16 protein-coding genes and 1 pseudogene are annotated in these 17,394 nt (G+C 54.8%); 11 read left to right on the top strand and 6 right to left on the bottom strand.

The window, feature by feature from the left end:
* Positions 1 to 18 precede the first annotated feature (18 nt).
* Together J0O65_RS27255 and msuE are read right to left on the bottom strand one after the other, a co-directional pair.
* The gene (locus tag J0O65_RS27255) at positions 19 to 999 is read right to left on the bottom strand and encodes a DUF1852 domain-containing protein (RefSeq protein ID WP_215410242.1); all 981 of its coding nucleotides are present in this window, start codon (positions 997 to 999) and stop codon (positions 19 to 21) included.
* 67 nt (positions 1,000 to 1,066) lie between these two features.
* Entirely contained in the window at positions 1,067 to 1,648 is a 582-nt protein-coding gene (gene msuE / locus J0O65_RS27260; RefSeq protein WP_215410243.1) for an FMN reductase, read from the bottom strand.
* 128 nt (positions 1,649 to 1,776) lie between these two features.
* On the opposite strand from msuE, the gene J0O65_RS27265 reads away from it, so the two are divergent.
* Entirely contained in the window at positions 1,777 to 2,676 is a 900-nt protein-coding gene (locus tag J0O65_RS27265; RefSeq protein WP_215410244.1) for a LysR family transcriptional regulator, read from the top strand.
* A 27-nt stretch (positions 2,677 to 2,703) separates the two neighbouring features.
* Here the strand turns inward: J0O65_RS27265 and J0O65_RS27270 are convergent, their stop codons facing one another.
* Positions 2,704 to 3,846 (bottom strand): serine hydrolase domain-containing protein, encoded by a 1,143-nt coding sequence (locus tag J0O65_RS27270; RefSeq protein ID WP_215410245.1) that lies wholly within the window; start codon positions 3,844 to 3,846, stop codon positions 2,704 to 2,706.
* 900 nt (positions 3,847 to 4,746) lie between these two features.
* On the opposite strand from J0O65_RS27270, the gene J0O65_RS27275 reads away from it, so the two are divergent.
* On the top strand, positions 4,747 to 5,427 hold the full coding sequence (locus J0O65_RS27275; RefSeq protein ID WP_215410246.1) for an EAL domain-containing protein: 681 nt from the start codon (positions 4,747 to 4,749) through the stop codon (positions 5,425 to 5,427).
* A gap of 18 nt (positions 5,428 to 5,445) precedes the next feature.
* On the opposite strand, the gene J0O65_RS27280 is transcribed toward J0O65_RS27275, so the two are convergent.
* Positions 5,446 to 6,819 (bottom strand): ATP-binding protein, encoded by a 1,374-nt coding sequence (locus tag J0O65_RS27280; protein WP_215410247.1) that lies wholly within the window; start codon positions 6,817 to 6,819, stop codon positions 5,446 to 5,448.
* Positions 6,816 to 7,481 carry a response regulator gene (locus J0O65_RS27285; protein ID WP_215410248.1) on the bottom strand — a complete coding sequence of 222 codons (666 nt, stop codon included), beginning with the start codon at positions 7,479 to 7,481 and terminating at the stop codon, positions 6,816 to 6,818. The genes J0O65_RS27280 and J0O65_RS27285 overlap by 4 nt, the downstream gene beginning before the upstream one ends.
* A gap of 108 nt (positions 7,482 to 7,589) precedes the next feature.
* Between J0O65_RS27285 and dsbD the strand changes: the two genes are divergently transcribed.
* From dsbD to dsbG, 3 genes are read left to right on the top strand one after another with little or no spacing between them, the layout of a single operon-like run.
* Positions 7,590 to 9,368: a protein-disulfide reductase DsbD gene (gene dsbD, locus J0O65_RS27290; protein ID WP_215410249.1), complete on the top strand. Its 1,779-nt coding sequence runs from the start codon at positions 7,590 to 7,592 to the stop codon at positions 9,366 to 9,368.
* Between the two features lie 2 nt (positions 9,369 to 9,370).
* The gene (locus J0O65_RS27295) at positions 9,371 to 10,222 is read left to right on the top strand and encodes a TlpA family protein disulfide reductase (RefSeq protein ID WP_215410250.1); all 852 of its coding nucleotides are present in this window, start codon (positions 9,371 to 9,373) and stop codon (positions 10,220 to 10,222) included.
* Between the two features lie 7 nt (positions 10,223 to 10,229).
* Entirely contained in the window at positions 10,230 to 10,997 is a 768-nt protein-coding gene (gene dsbG / locus J0O65_RS27300; RefSeq protein ID WP_251374027.1) for a thiol:disulfide interchange protein DsbG, read from the top strand.
* A gap of 21 nt (positions 10,998 to 11,018) precedes the next feature.
* On the opposite strand, the gene J0O65_RS27305 is transcribed toward dsbG, so the two are convergent.
* Positions 11,019 to 11,693: a Pr6Pr family membrane protein gene (locus J0O65_RS27305; protein ID WP_251374028.1), complete on the bottom strand. Its 675-nt coding sequence runs from the start codon at positions 11,691 to 11,693 to the stop codon at positions 11,019 to 11,021.
* 168 nt (positions 11,694 to 11,861) lie between these two features.
* On the opposite strand from J0O65_RS27305, the gene J0O65_RS27310 reads away from it, so the two are divergent.
* The 6 genes and pseudogenes from J0O65_RS27310 (at position 11,862) to J0O65_RS27335 (ending at position 17,382) form a co-directional block, all read left to right on the top strand.
* A complete protein-coding gene (locus J0O65_RS27310) occupies positions 11,862 to 12,611 on the top strand; it encodes a 3-oxoacyl-ACP reductase family protein (RefSeq protein WP_215410251.1) in 750 nt (249 codons plus the stop codon).
* Positions 12,612 to 13,232: 621 nt separating this feature from the next.
* Positions 13,233 to 13,277 (top strand): hypothetical protein, encoded by a 45-nt coding sequence (locus J0O65_RS28340; protein WP_353056255.1) that lies wholly within the window; start codon positions 13,233 to 13,235, stop codon positions 13,275 to 13,277.
* Positions 13,274 to 13,384: pseudogene (locus J0O65_RS27320) on the top strand (ATP-binding protein); the annotation flags it as partial. The gene J0O65_RS28340 and the pseudogene J0O65_RS27320, both read left to right, overlap by 4 nt.
* 282 nt (positions 13,385 to 13,666) lie before the next feature.
* The gene (locus tag J0O65_RS27325; protein WP_215410252.1) at positions 13,667 to 15,436 is read left to right on the top strand and encodes a hypothetical protein; all 1,770 of its coding nucleotides are present in this window, start codon (positions 13,667 to 13,669) and stop codon (positions 15,434 to 15,436) included.
* Between the two features lie 368 nt (positions 15,437 to 15,804).
* The gene (locus J0O65_RS27330; protein WP_215410253.1) at positions 15,805 to 16,452 is read left to right on the top strand and encodes a dUTP diphosphatase; all 648 of its coding nucleotides are present in this window, start codon (positions 15,805 to 15,807) and stop codon (positions 16,450 to 16,452) included.
* 21 nt (positions 16,453 to 16,473) lie between these two features.
* The gene (locus tag J0O65_RS27335) at positions 16,474 to 17,382 is read left to right on the top strand and encodes a phosphoribosyltransferase-like protein (RefSeq protein WP_215410254.1); all 909 of its coding nucleotides are present in this window, start codon (positions 16,474 to 16,476) and stop codon (positions 17,380 to 17,382) included.
* The last annotated feature ends 12 nt before the right edge of the window (positions 17,383 to 17,394 follow it).

Raw genomic sequence — 17,394 nt, forward strand, 5'->3', positions numbered from 1 at the left:
TGATGTCGTGTATGTTGTTTAATTCGAGAGCGCGGTGGCAGCCCATTGTTCCAGCACATTCTTGTACGGCTTGATGAAGTGCTCTTCCGTATATTTGCCCTGCTTGACAGCCAGCTGGCTGCGCTCTTCCCGGTCATAGACAATTTGCGTCAATGAATAATCCTGATGCTTGAGACTAGGCTGATAAACTTTTCCCGCCGCGCAATTGGCGTTGTAAATTTCGGGCCGGTAAATCTTTTGAAAAGTCTCCATCGTGCTGATGGTGCCGATCAGCTCAAGATTGCTGTAGTCCCCCAGCAGGTCGCCGACAAAATAGAACGCCAGCGGGGCGGCACTGTCTGGCGGCATGAAATAGCGCACTTGCAGGCCCATTTTTCCGAAATATGCATCCGTCGAGGAAAATTCATTCTGTTGATACTCAACACCCAGGATGGGATGCCGATTCTCGGTCCGATGATAGATCTTGCTGCTCGAGGCGCTGATGCAGATGACAGGCGGCTTGTTGAAATGCGCCTTGTACGTATCTGAATTGACAAAGTGCCTGAACAGCTTGCCATGAAAATCGCCGAAGTCATCCGGAGCGCTGAAGGTGGCTTTATGATTGTTGTACTCTGGCAGCAGCACGCTGAAGTCGTAATCGCGCACGTAAGAAGAGAAGTTATTCCCGGCAATGCCGGCGATGCGTTCTCCGCTTGTTTTGTCGACGATATTCGGCTTCAAGATCTCGATCAACGGGATGTTGCCGCCTGCGACATCAATATTCAATTCGACGGAAATGATTTCGAGCTCGACAGCGTAGCGATCGCCGTTCGGGTTGTCCCAATGCGCCAGGTTGTTGAAGCGATTGCTGATCATCCGCAGGGTATTGCGCAGGTTCTCCTGGCGACGCGTTCCCCTGGCCAGATTGGCAAAGTTGGTCGTCAGGCGCGTGTTATCGGCCGGACGATAGTTTTCATCGAAAACAATGCTCTTGATGCTGAATGCAAAATCGTTGCTCATGGTGATCTGGTGTCCTGATTTTTTTGCGAAAAATGAATGGGGCGATTGTCGACCGTCGTGACGCGTTTCAGGCTGCGACCGTTTCATCTGCGGTGGCGGAGCGCGCATGGCGGGTCAAGCCGATCAGTGGCAAGGCCCGTTGCACCGCCAGCATGGCGCGCTGGAGCAGGGCCTCGTCCTGCACGCGGTAGTCGGCGAAATCCTTGTCGGTCGCGTAGACACCCAGCGGCAATGTGCGTGCCTGGAAAAAGCTGAACAGCGGCCGCAACTGGTGATCGATCATCAGGGCATGGCGCTCGCTGCCGCCGGTGGCCGCCAGCAAGACTGGCTTGTCGATCAGGGCGTCCTGATCAATGAAATCGAAGAAGTGCTTGAACAGGCCCGTGTACGCGCCGCGATAGACCGGTGTGGCCACCACCAGAATGTCGGCTTGCTCGACCGCGGCAAGTTCCCGCTCCACCGTATCGGGCAGGTGGGAGCGCCAGGTCGCGCCGGCCAGCTGCGGGGCGACCTGGCCCAGTTCGATCAGGCGTTGTTCGCACAGCACTTCGTCGGCGATCAGGTCCATCAGGTGCTCGGCCAGGGCCGCGGCCTTGGAAGGGCGTTGCAGCCCGCCGGAAACCGCGACTAAACGAAGGGGACGTGTCATGTTTGCTTTCATAGGGATGGATGCGCCAGGGCCGGCAAATGCAGGCAACCAGGGAATCGATAATAGCGGCAGGAATCGATGAAGTATAATGGTCTTATTTCATACATCCATGAACACGGCTCATCTCAATGCTTGAACGCATCCACCTCAGCATCGTCCAGCAGGTCGAGAAACAAGGGTCGTTGACGGCCGCCGCTGGCGTGCTGCACCTGACCCAGTCGGCCCTGAGCCACAGCATGAAGAAGCTGGAGCAGCAACTGGGCACCGACGTGTGGCTGCGCGAAGGGAGAAATTTGCGCCTGACGCAGGCCGGCCAGTATCTGCTGGCGGTGGCGAACCGGGTGCTGCCGCAACTGGACCTGGCCGAGGAGCGCCTGGGCCAGTTCGCGCAGGGCGAGCGCGGTACGCTGCGCATCGGCATGGAATGCCACCCTTGCTACCAATGGCTGCTCAAGGTGGTGTCGCCGTATCTGGCCGCCTGGCCCGATGTGGATGTGGACGTCAAGCAGAAGTTCCAGTTCGGCGGGATAGGCGCGCTGTTCGGCTACGAGATCGACCTGCTGGTCACGCCCGACCCGCTGTACAAGCCGGGGCTGACATTCGAACCCGTGTTCGACTACGAGCAGGTGCTCGTCGTGGCCAAGGGCCATGCGCTGGCGTCGGCGGCCTATGTGCAGCCCCAGCAACTGACCCGGGAAGTGCTCATCAGCTACCCCGTGGACATCGAGCGCCTGGACATCTACAACCAGTTCCTGCTGCCGGCCGGTGTCACGCCCAAGCGCCACAAAGCCATCGAAACCACCGACATCATGCTGCAGATGGTGGCCAGCGGCCGCGGCGTGGCCGCCCTGCCGCGCTGGCTGGTCGAAGAATATGCGGCCAAGATGGAGGTGGTGCCCGTGCGGCTGGGCGCGCGCGGCATCGCCAAGCAGATTTTCCTGGGAGCGCGCGAGACGGACACCGCCATCGACTACGTGCGCGCCTTCATCGCACTGGCGCGCCAGCCGGTCATTGCGCAAGGAAGCTAAGCACGCACGCCTGTTTGCTGGGGCCGGCTACTGCGCGCCTTCCATGGATGCCACGGTGTCGAAGATATGCGCCAGCGCGCTTTCCATGGCGCCGGCAGTCGCGTCGCCGCTCTGGTTGGTGATGATGAAGACGCCAAGCTGATATTGGGGAACGATGTAGGCGTAGCTTTGCGCACGCGGCACGCCGCCATGGTGTACATAATGCGTGCCCAACTGGCGATTGCTGCCGATGTTCCAGAAGTAGCCTATGCTGAAATCGTCCTGAAAGCGCGCCAAAGGCTTGTGCGATTCGGCGACTGCGGGATGGGCGCCCAATTGCAGGCGCAGGTACTTCGCCATATCCGGCATGGTCGACTTCAGGTTGCCGGCCGCCCCCCAGGGCAGTTGTGGCATCGGCGTCGTCACGACGGGATTGTCGCTGTGGTAGCCGGGCGCCAGCCGGCCGGCATCCTCGGCGGTGAGTCTCAGTTTGGTATCGTGCATGCCGGCTTCGCGCGCAAGGAATTGCGCGAGCAGCACTGCATAGGGCATGCCATAGATTGTTTCGAGCGTGTGCGCAATGAGTTCGGTGCCGGCGCTGGAATAGGCGTAGTCCTTGCCGAGCGGACCTTGGATGCTGACGGTGTGCAAGTCCTGCCAGAATTGCCGTTGGCCGTAGTGGGCGTAGGCGGCATTGAGTTTTGCCGGCGTGGCGTGTGCGGTGAAATCCTGCAATACGGTGTTCACCTGCAATGGCAGCATGCCCGGCATCTTGCTGGTGTGCGTGATCAAATGGCGCAAGCGTATGGGCTGCCCCTGCGACTGCAGGTTCGGGTAGGGGGCAGGCAAGTACTGTTGTATGGGATCGTCGAGCGCCGCCTTGCCATCGAGCACGGCGTTCGCCAGTAGCAGGCCAGCAAAAGTCTTGCTGACCGAGCCGATTTCATACAGCGTTGCGTCGTTCGGCGGATTGGCTTTGCCGGTCTCCAGCTCGCCTTGATGCAGAATGAATTCCTTGCCCCGATAAACGACCGCGATCGAGGTCGCGTGCAGCAATGTCGACTGCAGCAGGGTGGTTGCGGTCTCGCGCATTGCCGCAGGAATATCATGCGCAGGTGCCGTGGCGGCGGGCTTGCAAGCGGCCAGCACGAGCGTCGTTCCAGTTATGATTGCGGCGAGTCTAGTCATCATGCGCACCATCCAGGGGGGGAGGGGCATTTTCGCACAATGGATTCCGCGGTGACGGAAAAAAGTCACGCGCACGCTTTTTTCAGATGGTGAACGGCGCTGCAGGATAAAAGCAAACGCCACCCGGCGGTGGCGTTTACTTTTTATTCCTGGTGGCCCGTGTGGATCAATAATATGGTTTGACACAACCGTATATTGTTCGTATCGATGCTGCCCTAGCTGCCTCGTAACCTGGTTTGATCGTTCACGACGACCAGTCAGTTTTCGCTGTAAATCAACACCTCATCCTCATGATGCTCACTCCAGGCTTTGCCCCAACACCGCCGCCCAAACGCCTGGCGATAACGATTTGTCCCTCACCGTTTCGAGGTGTCCCGTCTACCTGCATTTCCCGCCCGTACGCGGCAGCGCAGTTGATAGTGGGCGATGGACAAGCTCGAGGGCAAGGAGCACGCAGGTGTTGACTCTTCGCCCACGTGAAGACGCGAGAAAGCACACTGATAAGCAGAACACTCGTATCTTACTCTAGGTAAAAGCAGCTGCACATAAAACAGCCTTCGCTATGCGCGGCTCACCTATTCCTCCATGCCATCCATTTTTTATCCATCGATTATCGCATCGTTAACCTAACCTTAACCGGCATCGAACAGGATGTGAGCTAGCATCAATGAGGAACCCCAGGCGTTCATTAAATTCGTCGCCTACGCCCTTACACCTCAATGCCTGACACAGAGAAATTATATCTTTCCAAGTTTTCTTATATTGTTTTGCAATGGAAAGTGTTTTTATTTTGCATAACTTATTCCCCGCTAGCTTGCACTCTAAGACCTTCTGCTAGAGAAACAGTCAGAAAGGATTGACATATGCCAGAACAATTGCGACACACCTGCCATGGAAACCAATATGACCGCACGCCCCATCATTCATCATCTAATAATTCCGTCGGGCACAGACGATAATGTCTCATTCCCATTCAGGATGCAGCCGATTGTCCAGATCTCTAACGGAAGCGTGATCGCTTACGAACTTCTGTACAGGGGCCCCGGACCAGCAAGTTGGGCTATTGTTGACAACGCTGTAATGAATTTCTTGGCGTCACACCGCCCCGGGCTACCCGCTATATTCATCAACCTTTCAAACGAAATTCTCATTTCGCATCATGACAGTGACTTTGCCAAAGTCGTGTCAGCAAATGATGTGACATTCGAACTTAGCGAAGCGGTTTCCGGTTACACAAATCGACATGCCATCGCAGAGAAAGTGAACAGGCTGATCCATATAGGTGCACGCGTGGCGCTTGATGACTTTGGTACTGGCAGGGATGGACTGGAACGACTTTATGCGATTCACAACGCGTCAGCAGTAAAGATCGACCGTGATTTCTTGCTAACTTGCATGCATCGGCAAGACGCCTGTCGTATGCTGTGCATGCTTATTGCTCAGTGGCGCAGTGAAGGAGTTAAGTCAATCGCAGAAGGTGTTGAAACTGAAGCGATGTTGGCATTCGCCAAGGCTGTGGAGGTCGACTTGGTTCAGGGATGGTTTGTCGACAGCCTCGTTGAGAGGCCACATATTCGCCCATAACCAAGGCCACGCGCATACTTATGGATATGGCTTTCTTGTGCGAAGAACGTTATTCTCGTTTTCTTCAATTTTTGTGGGTATTGTCAATTTTGCCTCCAGTCCGCCCCCTGGTCGCTGACTAAGTTCTATTGCCCCTCCAAAGCGCTCAGCAATTGCTGCGACAATCGACAGGCCCAAGCCGCTTCCCTGGCCGGAACCGCGCCGCCAGAAGCGCTCCTTGACCATAGCCAATTCTTCCACGCTGAGGCCTCTTCCTTGATCGAGCACGCGGAACACACAAGTATTCCCAGTCAACTGCATCTCCAGGACAATGTCTTGCGCTGCCGGCGTATGGCGTAGCGCGTTGTCGAGCAAATTACGCAGTGCGGTAATGGCCAGGGCTTGCGGTACCGCCAATTGTGCCGACTTGCCAGCGCCATGGAGAACGATACGTTCTGCCGCATTGCTACCCGTGCTGGCGTCACGGATCGCCAGCCGTGCCACTTCGTCAGCGGCAGACAGTTTGCCATCTTCCCAAGAGAAAGGGCCCTCAATTTGCGAAAGCGTCAACAGCTGGCCGAGTGTGCGCTGCAGCCGGGCGACGCCTTCCTCCGCGTAGTCCATTGCCAGTGCGGCGTCCTTGCCCTGCGTGATACGCGTCACCTGCAAATGCGTCTTGATGGCGGTGAGCGGAGTCCGTAGCTCATGCGCGGCATCGCTCGTGAAGCGGCGCTCACGAGCGATGGTGACGTTCACCCGTTGCAGCAATGCGTTCAGGGTGGTGACCAAAGGCATGAGATCGCGCGATATGGCTCTATCGGGGATCGGCGTCATGGTATCCGGTGTGCGTCTGGCGAGTGCCTGTCGCAGCCGTTCCAGCGGCGACAGGCCACTTTTCACGCCAAACCATAGAACGATCAAGCTGCCGATCATGGCAACGACAAATGGCACGACTGCCGCAATCGCCACATTCTGCAGCAACGAATTGCGCTCGGCCAGACGATCCGCGGTGGTCACGCGCAGCCTGTCGGTTTCAAACGTATAACTGCGCCAGCGTTCCCCTTTGATGACGCGTTCGGAATAGCCCGGTTTACCCATGGCGACAGCGTCCACTGTGACACCTGGAGTGTGCGCTATCACATCGCCGCGCAAGGAGGTGATTTGGCAGTCGAAACCCTTGGCCATGGATGGCATTGTCAAGGCGGATTTCTCCTGCGTGCGGTCGGCCACGTCCCAGGCGGCGGGATTCTGCGACATCAGCCCGGCGACCATTTGCGCTGACATCGCCAGCCGCTGGTCCAGCGTGTGGTGGACTTCGTCGTCCAGGCTGCGCAACATCCATATCGCCACGGCTCCCCACAACAGACTCAGCGAAATACCGATCAGTAACAGCAGTCGCAGTCGCAGGCTCATTGGCTCACCACGGCAATCCTATAGCCAAGGCCGCGCACGGTTTCGATCAGGTCTGTGCCGAGCTTGCGCCGCAGATGATGGACGTGCACGCTGAGAGCATTGCTTTCAATTTCTTCATTGAAATGATAGAGACTATCCTTCAACTGCTCGGGGCTCAGAATGCGTCCGCTGGCGTGCAGTAGCGCCGCCAGCAATGCCAGCTCGCGTCGCGACAAATCGACCAGTTGGCCGTTGAGATGGACTTCGCCGTTGCTGGGGTCCATGCGCAAAGGCCCGCGTTCGATGATGTCAACGCTGCGTCCGGCAGCGCGCCGCAGTAGCGCGTGCAGGCGCGCCACCAGTTCGTCGAGATCGAAAGGCTTGAGCAAGTAATCATCGGCACCGGCACGCAGGCCAGCCACCCGATCCTCGACAGCATCCCGGGCGCTCAGCACCAATACAGGGAGCATCATGCCCGCAGCACGCAAGCGAGGCAGCAGGCGCATGCCATCCTCATCTGGCAAACCAAGGTCCAGGATGATGATGTCGCAATGCACCGTGGCCAGCGCCGCTTCCGCCTGCGCCGCACTGGTCACGCCATCGGCAGTCAAGCCATGCGCACGCAATCCGGCCAGGATGCCATGGGCGATCAATTCATCATCTTCTACCAGTAGCACACGCATCCGTATTCCTCCATGCCATTCATTCTGTCAGCCCTGGATTATCGCATTGTTAACGTAGCCTTAACCTGCGCCAGACAGGATGGAAACCTATCTTTTTCGGAGCTGCCTATGTCACGTATTCTGCGATACCTATGGGTGTTTTTATTGCCCCTGCTGCTGGCGATGCCCGCCCATGCCGAGAACAATTTTCTACCGCCGGAACAGGCGTTCAAGTTCAACGCCACCCAGGAAGATCAGGGACGCGTTCGCTTGACCTGGCATATCAGCGAGGGTTACTACCTATATCGCAAACAATTGAAGGTTGCAGCGGAGCCAGCCAATGGCGCCCTGCCCATTGATTTTCCCGCTGGGACGATGAAGGCTGATGAGTTTTTCGGCGAAAGCGAGGTCTACCACAATAGCGTCGAGCTGATCGTCAATGCCGCTGGTGCAAGTGCCTTGACAGTGGGCTGGCAAGGCTGCGCCGACGCCGGCCTGTGCTATCCGCCACAAAGCCAGACCATCGAATTGCGAACAGCATCATCATCGCCTGCGCCCGACAACAATGCCGCCGCTGCGTCAAGCGAGGCGCGCGGGGAGGATCAGAGCATGGCCGATCGCTTGTCACAGGCTAACCTGGCCTGGATGCTGCTGGTGTTCTTCGGCCTGGGCTTGCTGATGACGTTTACCCCTTGCGTTCTGCCGATGATTCCCATCCTGTCCAGCCTGATCGCCGGCAGCGGCGCCGGTCCGAAGCGTGGCTTTATCCTGTCGCTGGCCTTTGTGTTGCCGATGGCGTTGACCTATGCCGTGTTTGGCGCGGCCGCAGCGCTGGCTGGCGCCAACTTGCAGGCGATGCTGCAAAACCCATGGGTACTCGGCGTGTTTGGCGCGATCTTTGTCGCGCTGGCAATGGCCATGTTTGGCTTCTACGAGCTACAACTGCCGTCCTTCCTGCGCAATCGGCTGGACCAAGCCAGCCAGGGTCAGCGCGGCGGCACCGTGCTTGGTGCTGGCGCGATGGGTGTGCTGTCGGCACTGCTGGTTGGCCCCTGCATGACGGCACCGCTGGCTGGTGCCCTGCTATACATCGGCGACACCGGAAACGTCCTGAGTGGCGGTCTGGCCTTGTTGTTCATGGGCCTGGGCATGGGCGTCCCCCTGCTGTTGGTGGGCACCGTTGGCGCGAAACTCCTGCCACGACCAGGCAACTGGATGAACCGCGTCAAGGCCTGCTTTGGCTTCATCTTGCTGGGCATGGCCATTCTGTTCGTCGCCAGGGTATTGCCAGGGTCCGTCGCATTGGCCCTGTGGGGTGCCTTGCTGCTGGCATGCGCACTGAGCCTGTCCACGTTGGCGCAGCAGTTCGTCGCTGACGGGGGCCGCTTGCTGATGCGCTGCATCGCATTACTCATCGGTATTTGGGGCGGCATTATGGTGCTGGGCGCTGCGGCCGGCGGACACGACCCGCTGCAACCGCTGGCTTTCGCCGCCCGGGCCAACGCTACCGAGAACGCCAGCGGCAAGCAGAACTTCATGGAGTCCTTTGCGACCGTCAAGACGCCGCAGCAACTCGCTGATGGCGTCGCCGAGGCTGGCCGCAACGGACAGTGGACACTGGTCGATTTTTACGCCGACTGGTGCGTCTCCTGCAAGGCGATAGAGCGCGACGTGTTTTCCGACTCGCGGGTGCAACAGGCCCTAAGCGGCATGCAGTTGCTGCGTCCCGATATCACGGCAAACAACGCCGATGACGTGGCGATGCTGCGTGCATACCAGGCCTTTGGCGCGCCGACCATCCTGCTAATCGGCCCGGACGGCAAGGAACATCGCGCCGAACGCATTATCGGTGAATTGAGCGCCGACGAATTCCTCGCGCGCCTCAAGCGCGCGCAGGACAAAGCCTGATCATGCTGACGGTAAATATAGGACCGCTGGTGCTACCCATGCACCAGGCCATGCTGATTGCCGCCGTGCTGACCGCATTCAGTGTGAGCCATATCATCGGGCGGCGCCAGAAAACGCAAAGCGTCGGCAACATCCTGTCCGACATGCTGCTCATGGCACTGCTCGCGGCGCGCCTGGCCTTCGTCGTGACGTGGTTCGATCTCTACCGGCCAGCACCATGGTCGATGATCGATATCCGCGACGGTGGCTTCACGCCTTGGGCAGGCATCATGGCCGCCTTGCTGGTGGCGATCTGGCATGCCTGGCGTACCCCGGCAAGCTGCAAGCCGCTGGGCATCGCGCTGGCCTCAGGGATGTTGACCTATGGTGCGTTGCTGGGAGTCGGTCTGACGATCAACAAGGGGCCAGCGGCACTGCCGGCCACAGCACTGACGACCGTGGCCGGAGAGCAAACCAAACTTGCCCGGTTGGCAGAGGGCAAGCCAATGGTGGTCAATCTGTGGGCCAGTTGGTGTCCACCCTGCCGGCGAGAAATGCCGCTGCTGGAGGATGTCCAGAAAGAACAGGGCGGGACCGCTTTTGTCTTTGTCAATCAAGGTGAAACGCAAGACATCGTTGAGCATTACCTGAGCGACAGCGGTGTGGACCTGTCCAATGTCGTGCTGGACCGCGATACAGCGCTTGGCAAGGTGGTCGGTTCCATGGCCTTGCCCACCACATTGTTCTATGACGCAAGCGGCCAACTGCGCGCCACCCATATGGGCGAACTCTCGGCAGCTTCGCTCGCCGACAAACTGAGGCTGCTGCAGGAGCCTGCCCAACAATCCCATTCCACTGTAAAGACACAGGAGTAAATGACGTATGCACAAACACTCATGCATGTTAGCCGCCGCAATGTATGCCGCAATCGGTATCGCCGTGGCCGCACCCGAGAGCAGCTTGCCGGCGCCGATCAAGGCACTGGAAACGCAAGGTGTCGAGATAGTAGGACGTTTTGACGCGCCAGGCGGCATGCAGGGCTATGCTGGCCTGCTGCTGCAGAAGCCGATCGGAATATATCTGACTCCGGATGGCAAACAGGCGATCGTCGGCACCATGCTCGATGCCAAGGGTGGCAATCTGACCGACGCGCCATTGAAAAAGCTGGTCAGCAAACCGATGACAGAGAAAAACTGGAGCAAACTGGGACAGAGCAGCTGGATTGCCGACGGCAACAAAGATGCGCAACGCATCGTCTATACGTTGACCGATCCGAACTGCCCATATTGCAATAAATTCTGGAATGATGCCCGTCCCTGGATCAAGACTGGCAAGGTGCAAATACGCCACATCATGGTCGGTATCATCAAGGAAAGCAGCGCTGGCAAGGCGGCCGCGCTCCTGAGCGCAAAAGATCCACAGGCTGCACTTCAACAACATGAACAGCAACACGCCAGCGGCGGCATTCAGCCCATGGCGAAGATTCCAGCAGACATACGCGTCAAGCTCGACGGCAACAAGAAACTGATGCAAGAGCTCGGATTCTTCGCCACACCAACAATTTTCTATAAAGATTCAAACGGGATCATGCAAACAGTACAAGGTGCTCCAAGTGCGAAAGCGCTGAACGTCATTCTCGGTACGCGCTAGATCCAGCTGCAGTAGTTTGCATTACTTGCGGCGAACACCGAGATTGGCAAGGAGGAGGAATAGCCAGGCAAGCAACAAGAAGGCAAACCATAGGCCAAACGCATTGCGTAGCGCCATGGCATAACCAATGGACGTGGCGTCGATAAATGGATATGGGTAGATTCCAAGAACGGCGCCACGAATGAGAGAGTAGATGAAGTACAGCAGCGGATAGGAGGACCACGCCAGCGGGGACCACCAAGGCAGCGACACCATCTTTGAGCGAGTAAGCAGCCAGTAAGTACAGAAGGCCAGCGGTGTCAGGTAATGAAGAATTTGATCGGCAAGCCACTGTAAGCCGACCGGATTCCAAAGGTCCCGTAACAGGATGTGGTAGGCCAATCCAACAAAGGCGATATTCGCGGCGGCGCATGCCAGTACTTGGGGACGGGCAAAGAAACGACCTATCCTGCTTGCAGGCGCCAACGCCGGCATGCTCAATGTGAGTGCGACGAAAATATTTGTGATGACGGTGAAGAAACCGAAGTATTTCACAAGACCTGCCATGATTATTTTTCCATTTGGATGGGCAAGATTCAACGATATCCACAATTGCAGGAGGACACCAAACCAAGCCACCGCCATCAGGATTAAGCCAAAAATCTGTTGCGAATTGGAGTGCGGTTCAGGATGAACGTCAGATGGGGCCATAGTCATGAAAAAGGTACAATACGCCCAATTTATTTTTATGTATAAATTGGCAATTTATCAAAAAAGTGTCCATGGACCAATATACACGAGTCGTCCAGCCGAGAGGCCGCAGCCTGTTCCGTAGGTTTAGCAAAATGCAATGTCAACTTATTCAACCCACAGAAGGAGTTTTACATGGAAAGTATGCGTAGTCTTCAAGGCAAAATTGCCTTTGTACAAGGAGGTTCCCGCGGAATTGGCGCGGCGATCGTCAAGCGGCTGGCGCAGGACGGAGCCGCAGTTGCGTTCACATATATTTCCTCTGGCGAAAGAGCAGAAAAAGTAGCTGCCGAAATTACCAATGCGGGTGGCAAGGCAATTGCCATCCAGGCTGATAGTGCTGATCCCAACGCGTTACAGGGAGCAATACGTCAAACCGTAGCGCATTTTGGCGGATTGGACATTCTGGTCAATAGCGCAGGCGTTCTGTCATGGGGTACCCTGGAAGAACTCACGCTGGCGGACCTTGACCGTACGCTGGCGGTCAACGTACGCAGTGTTTTTGTTGCCTGCCAGGAGGCTGCACGCCATATGAGCGAAGGCGGCCGCATCATCAATATCGGCAGCATCAACGCCGACCGTATTCCTATTGCAGGTGGTTCCATATACGCAATGAGCAAGTCGGCTCTTGTCGGGCTGACCAAGGGGATGGCGCGCGACCTGGGGCCACGCAAGATCACGGTGAATAACGTCCAGCCCGGCCCCGTCGACACGGAGATGAACCCCGCTGATAGTGAAACTGCCACCCAGCTGAAAGCATCAATGGCGCTGGGGCGTTACGGTAACGTTGAAGAAATTGCTGGCTTTGTTGCCTATCTCGCGGGACCGGAAGCCGGATATATCACCGGCGCGAGCTTAAGCATTGACGGTGGTTTCTCAGCGTAAGGACGCTCGTTGCAGATGCCCCAGGTCTACGCGTAACGACTAGTCGGGGCGTAGAAGAGTTTTGGTGCTGGCGCCGTATTTCCCAGCGTGGGTATTTTCTGGCCCCTACGCAATCCCCATACATCGGCCCAATGCGGGATATGAAGGGTTGTGCGTAGGGGTTGGGCGATTCAGCGCCAGCGTCAACACCAATGAGTGTCGGACCTTGTTATTGTTTCGCAGCGATGAGTCGAGACAATAAAGTCCGTCGGAAGGAGAAATTCTAAGCTTATGATTTTTTAGGCTTTTTTTCCGGGCACGTAACCTTGTAAAGTCCGTCGGAGATTCCGAAAAACCGGTTTAGCTAAACTCAATGCGGCGAAAGTCCGTCGGGCTGCTACGAAAAGAAGTTTCTGACACCAGTTTGGAGGCTCCCGACGCGGAGCCGAACCACGGCAAAAACGTTGCGATTCTAAGCCAGCGTCAGCGTATGCACTTGCCGGTCTTCGCAGAAGATATAGATCAGCCGGGCTTTGTTGCACAAATCAGCTGAGCGCGTGATGCCCCTAACCCCAAACGGACTTAGGGTATGGCCATCGTCGTAGGCGTGCCCACCTTCGTGACCAGATCCCAATACGAGAAATCGCTAGGCGACTGGATATCTCACGCAATACCGTCCGACGCTAACGCACCACTGCCACATCATCGAAACGGGCAATGACAGCTATCGCTTCAAGAATAGCTTGACTCAGTCCATCGCAAAAGAAAGGAGGTCTCGGCTCAGATCCGCCTGAGTAATCCATTCCTAGAGGGTCAGAATTCGATGCAAATTCCGGGTCAAAGTTCAGCGCAATTTAACACTCGTAGTACTTAAATCTACTCCGCCATACATCAAGTACTATATGACGGTCGGAATGAGTTACGATGAAATCTATGACAGGTGTTGCGAGCGACTATCCAGCATGGCCCGACGTCAACGCGGTCAGTTTGGTGGAACTCGTTTTTACTAGCCTAGACGACATCTGACATTGATTGCTTACGGCAATGAAAAGTATAGAACCGAAACGGGGGAGCCGATGAAGGTCATTGATGTTATAAAGAGTCTTTTGCCTGAGGGTACAAAAGTAAAGTTATTGTTAAAGGTGGGCGCTTCTGAAGAGTTCGTGCAAAGCGAAAGTGATATGCCTCAAGGATACACGCAATGTCCAACATGGCCGCCGGACCTATTTGCCGTGGTCGGATCCATAATCGATAGATCAAGTTGCTACACGCTGGCGGGCCCTGACTTAGGGCAGCTAGCAAAGCATTCCAAGTACTTGGAAGAAGTATTTGCTGCCGCAAAATCTTGGGACACTTTTTCCGAAGTTCCGCCCGCAGTTCAAGCGTTGTGGGAAAGCTTAATCTCCGAAGCAGACAGCACGGATATGAATCAGGTCTGCGATAAGCCATGCCTTACTCAGACGCTGCTCAAATTGTTTGCGATCGCGGATGAGGCCTGCGATGGAATTGGATGGTCTGTCGACTCAACAAGCAGTGGGATTAACGAACTTGTTGTTACCAGCTTTCTTGATCAATCACCTGCTGCGAAGCCCTCGTTGACGACAGGCGATTTACCCTATCTTCCGTATAGACCGGTTTCCTTATGTTCTTTAGTACGTACTGATTTGGCAATTGTTTTGCCCAAGTCGATGACCGCAAACGTCGGTTGTACGGTTCGATCTCTGAGCCATCATCTGGCGTTGTTGCCCGGGTCAACACAAGTCGAGCCGAGTTGGTCAATTGCTGATAGGCCCGATGGCCCAAATGGATTAATACGGATCTTGACAGTACCTTTCCCTTTTCATATTCCTGAATCTAGCTTCTCCTTAAAGCATGACAAAATGAAGCTAAACAAGTTTGCATCGACCCCCGGATTCTTTGGTTTGAGTCAAGACTGGCTTAAAACTGGTAAGGGTAACGAGGAAATTTCTGCGGAATCTTTTGTTACTTGCTTACTTATTCCCTTACTGGAAAACGCTAGGAAAGAGTCGGGAGGAGCCCAAATCCACGGCATCGTAATGCCTGAGTGCGCACTATCGGCAAAGCTTGCAGATGAAGTTGCGGATGTGCTTAAGGATCAAAATATTGAATTCTTCATCACTGGGGTATTGAAAAAACTAGAAGAGGGAGATCGCAATATAGCTCGGACCTACCTGTTCTCCAATCGCGACGAAAAGGTTGCGCTGATGATGAAAGAGCAATCCAAGCACCATCGTTGGCGGATTGATGAAACTCAAGCGCGACGCTATGCTTTGAATTTTCCGGACACTTCGAGGTCAGAAGTAGGGAGTCGCTCGAAGCAATGGTGGGAGTCCATAGACGTATCTAAGCGAACGCTTCCATTTTTCGCCATCAGAAAGGACATTTCACTCTCAGTACTGATATGTGAAGATCTTGCGAGGGCGGATCCAGCCATGTCAGTGATTCGAGCTGTCGGGCCGAACATGGTTTTCGCACTTCTCATGGACGGCCCGCAGCTTGCAACGCGCTGGCCAGGCAGGTATGCCACCGTTCTGGCAGATGATCCTGGATCCTCAGTCTTGACGCTGTCGTGTATCGGAATGGTTGACCGCTCTAACTGGATGGAAAGTCGGCCGGTTCGCTCAATCGGATTGTGGAGAGATTCAGGGGGACGGACGCAAGAATTGAATCTGCCGCACTCATGTCATGGAATGCTTCTGACATTGAAATCAAGAAACATTACCCAAAATACATTGGACAACAGGTCAGACTTGGAGCGAACGAAGAAGCTGACGCTGGTTTCGACCGTTCCTTTAAAGGTTGCTCAGATCCCCGACTGGATATAATATGTAGTATGCGAGATACTTCGCCACGCCATACCTAGAAAGGATGGAAAATGACAACAATTCGCTTAACGTCAAGAATCATGCGCCCCGACGATGCGGATGTGATTGCATCTGTACAAGAAAAATTGAAGGCTGCCGGCTTGGTACCGGTACTAGACGCTGGCTTGGTCAGCAGGGTTCAGGCTGTTCGAAGGAGCGTGGAGTCTATTCGTGCAGCTGATGAAGCTATCCATCAAGAACTAGCAACGACTGTTCCCTGATCCTCATTGCTAGAGAGAAGGCCCAAAGAAGATGTTCTTTGGGCTTTTTTGTTGCTTTTTGGAAATTAAATCTTGTGGTCAATATGCACCAATCTTGATGGAGTTGCCATGAACGAGTACCGAACCTTAGAAATGCTTCGGACAATGCTGTCTCTTCAAGAGGCCATAAATCATAAAATCAATATCCAATGGCGAGAAGCTCGAAATCCTTGGTACCGAGCGATTTGGACAGAATGCGCTGAGCTAATAGATCATATCGGTTGGAAATGGTGGAAAAAAAAGGAGCCGAATCTTGAACAGGTGAAGCTGGAAATCATCGATATCTGGCATTTCGGCCTAAGTGCAGTACTAGAGAAGCATGAGTCGGTGGACGCCGCCGTTTCGGCGCTTTCAGCACAGATGCCTCAACTTGAAAAGGCTGAGGCAGTGTCGGCCAATGAGCTTATCACGCTTGTAGAAAAACTCGCGTCAAAGGTACTGGAGACCAAAGCATTTGACGTTGATTCTTTTGCTCAACTAATGAGCGGAGCAGGATTGTCCCTGCCAGACCTGTTTACTAGCTACGTGCAAAAAAATGTGCTGAACAAATTTCGCCAAGATCATGGATATGCCCAGGGTACATATTTGAAGATTTGGGATGGCCGTGAGGATAATGAGTGGCTTGTAGACCTAGCAGTTGGAATTGATAGCCGGGATCTGCAATATTCTGACCTACTCTATAGCGCGCTCAGCGAATGCTATAAGGCGAAAGCATAGATACGGCATTGCGGGATAAACATGACACAAAAAGAACTCCCTGTAGAGCGGTGGCAGTACTTAGTACAGGTAGGTCTATGGCCGAAGAAAAGTATTTTTGATCCAGTTGGCTGGATGAGCAACTTTGAAGACAAAGAAATTAAACTTGCACTTAGGCTATTGGAAGGATTTACATACTTTTCTCACGAGTTGATGGCCCAGATGTTCCGAACGGCCTTCCTTAGCTTGTCGCAAGTCGTTGTGACTGACAAAAGCGACTATCTGGGGGCCCAACAACAATGGCAGTCTTTTGTAGATTCGGTCCTGATTGTTCGTGTAACTGGGGAGATTCCTAATGACTCCGACAGCGGATATATTTACGCCCGGCTAGCTCGTACCAAGCTAGGTATACCTGAAGATCGTATTGTTACACACGAAAATGCTTCAATTCTCATGACACATGGCTCCCCACCCTGCAATATTGTCTTCGTTGACGATTTTGTCGGATCGGGGCGTCAATTTATTGAGACATGGAAGCGCCCAAATAACGTAGCTGGTATTGAAGCAAGTTTCGAACAAATCTCAAAGCTGGCAGGCCTCACAGGTCGCTTTTATTACTGCCCAGTAATCTGTACCGAAGAAGGCAAAAAAAATATTGAACGAGATTGCCCTACTGTGAAAATTGTCCCTGCTCACTTCTACGATTCAAGACACAGTGCACTTTCGACCGACTCGGAAATTTGGAGAAAGGACATGAGTTCAGAGGGACCAGAATTCGTTCGCGAAGTTAGTTTCAGGGCCGGTTTGCGTGACTTAAATGGAGAGCAAGGGTGCTGGCAGGGTTTTCAGAAACTCGGTTTGGCTCTTGGCTTCAATGAGTACGCACCTGACGCAACGCTGCCTATTTTCACCACTACAATCAATGGTTGGAAGCCACTAATTCGTTTCTAAGGCGCGATCAAG

Source organism: Janthinobacterium sp. JC611 (genome assembly GCF_018682595.1).
Classification (GTDB): Bacteria; Pseudomonadota; Gammaproteobacteria; order Burkholderiales; family Burkholderiaceae_D; genus Janthinobacterium.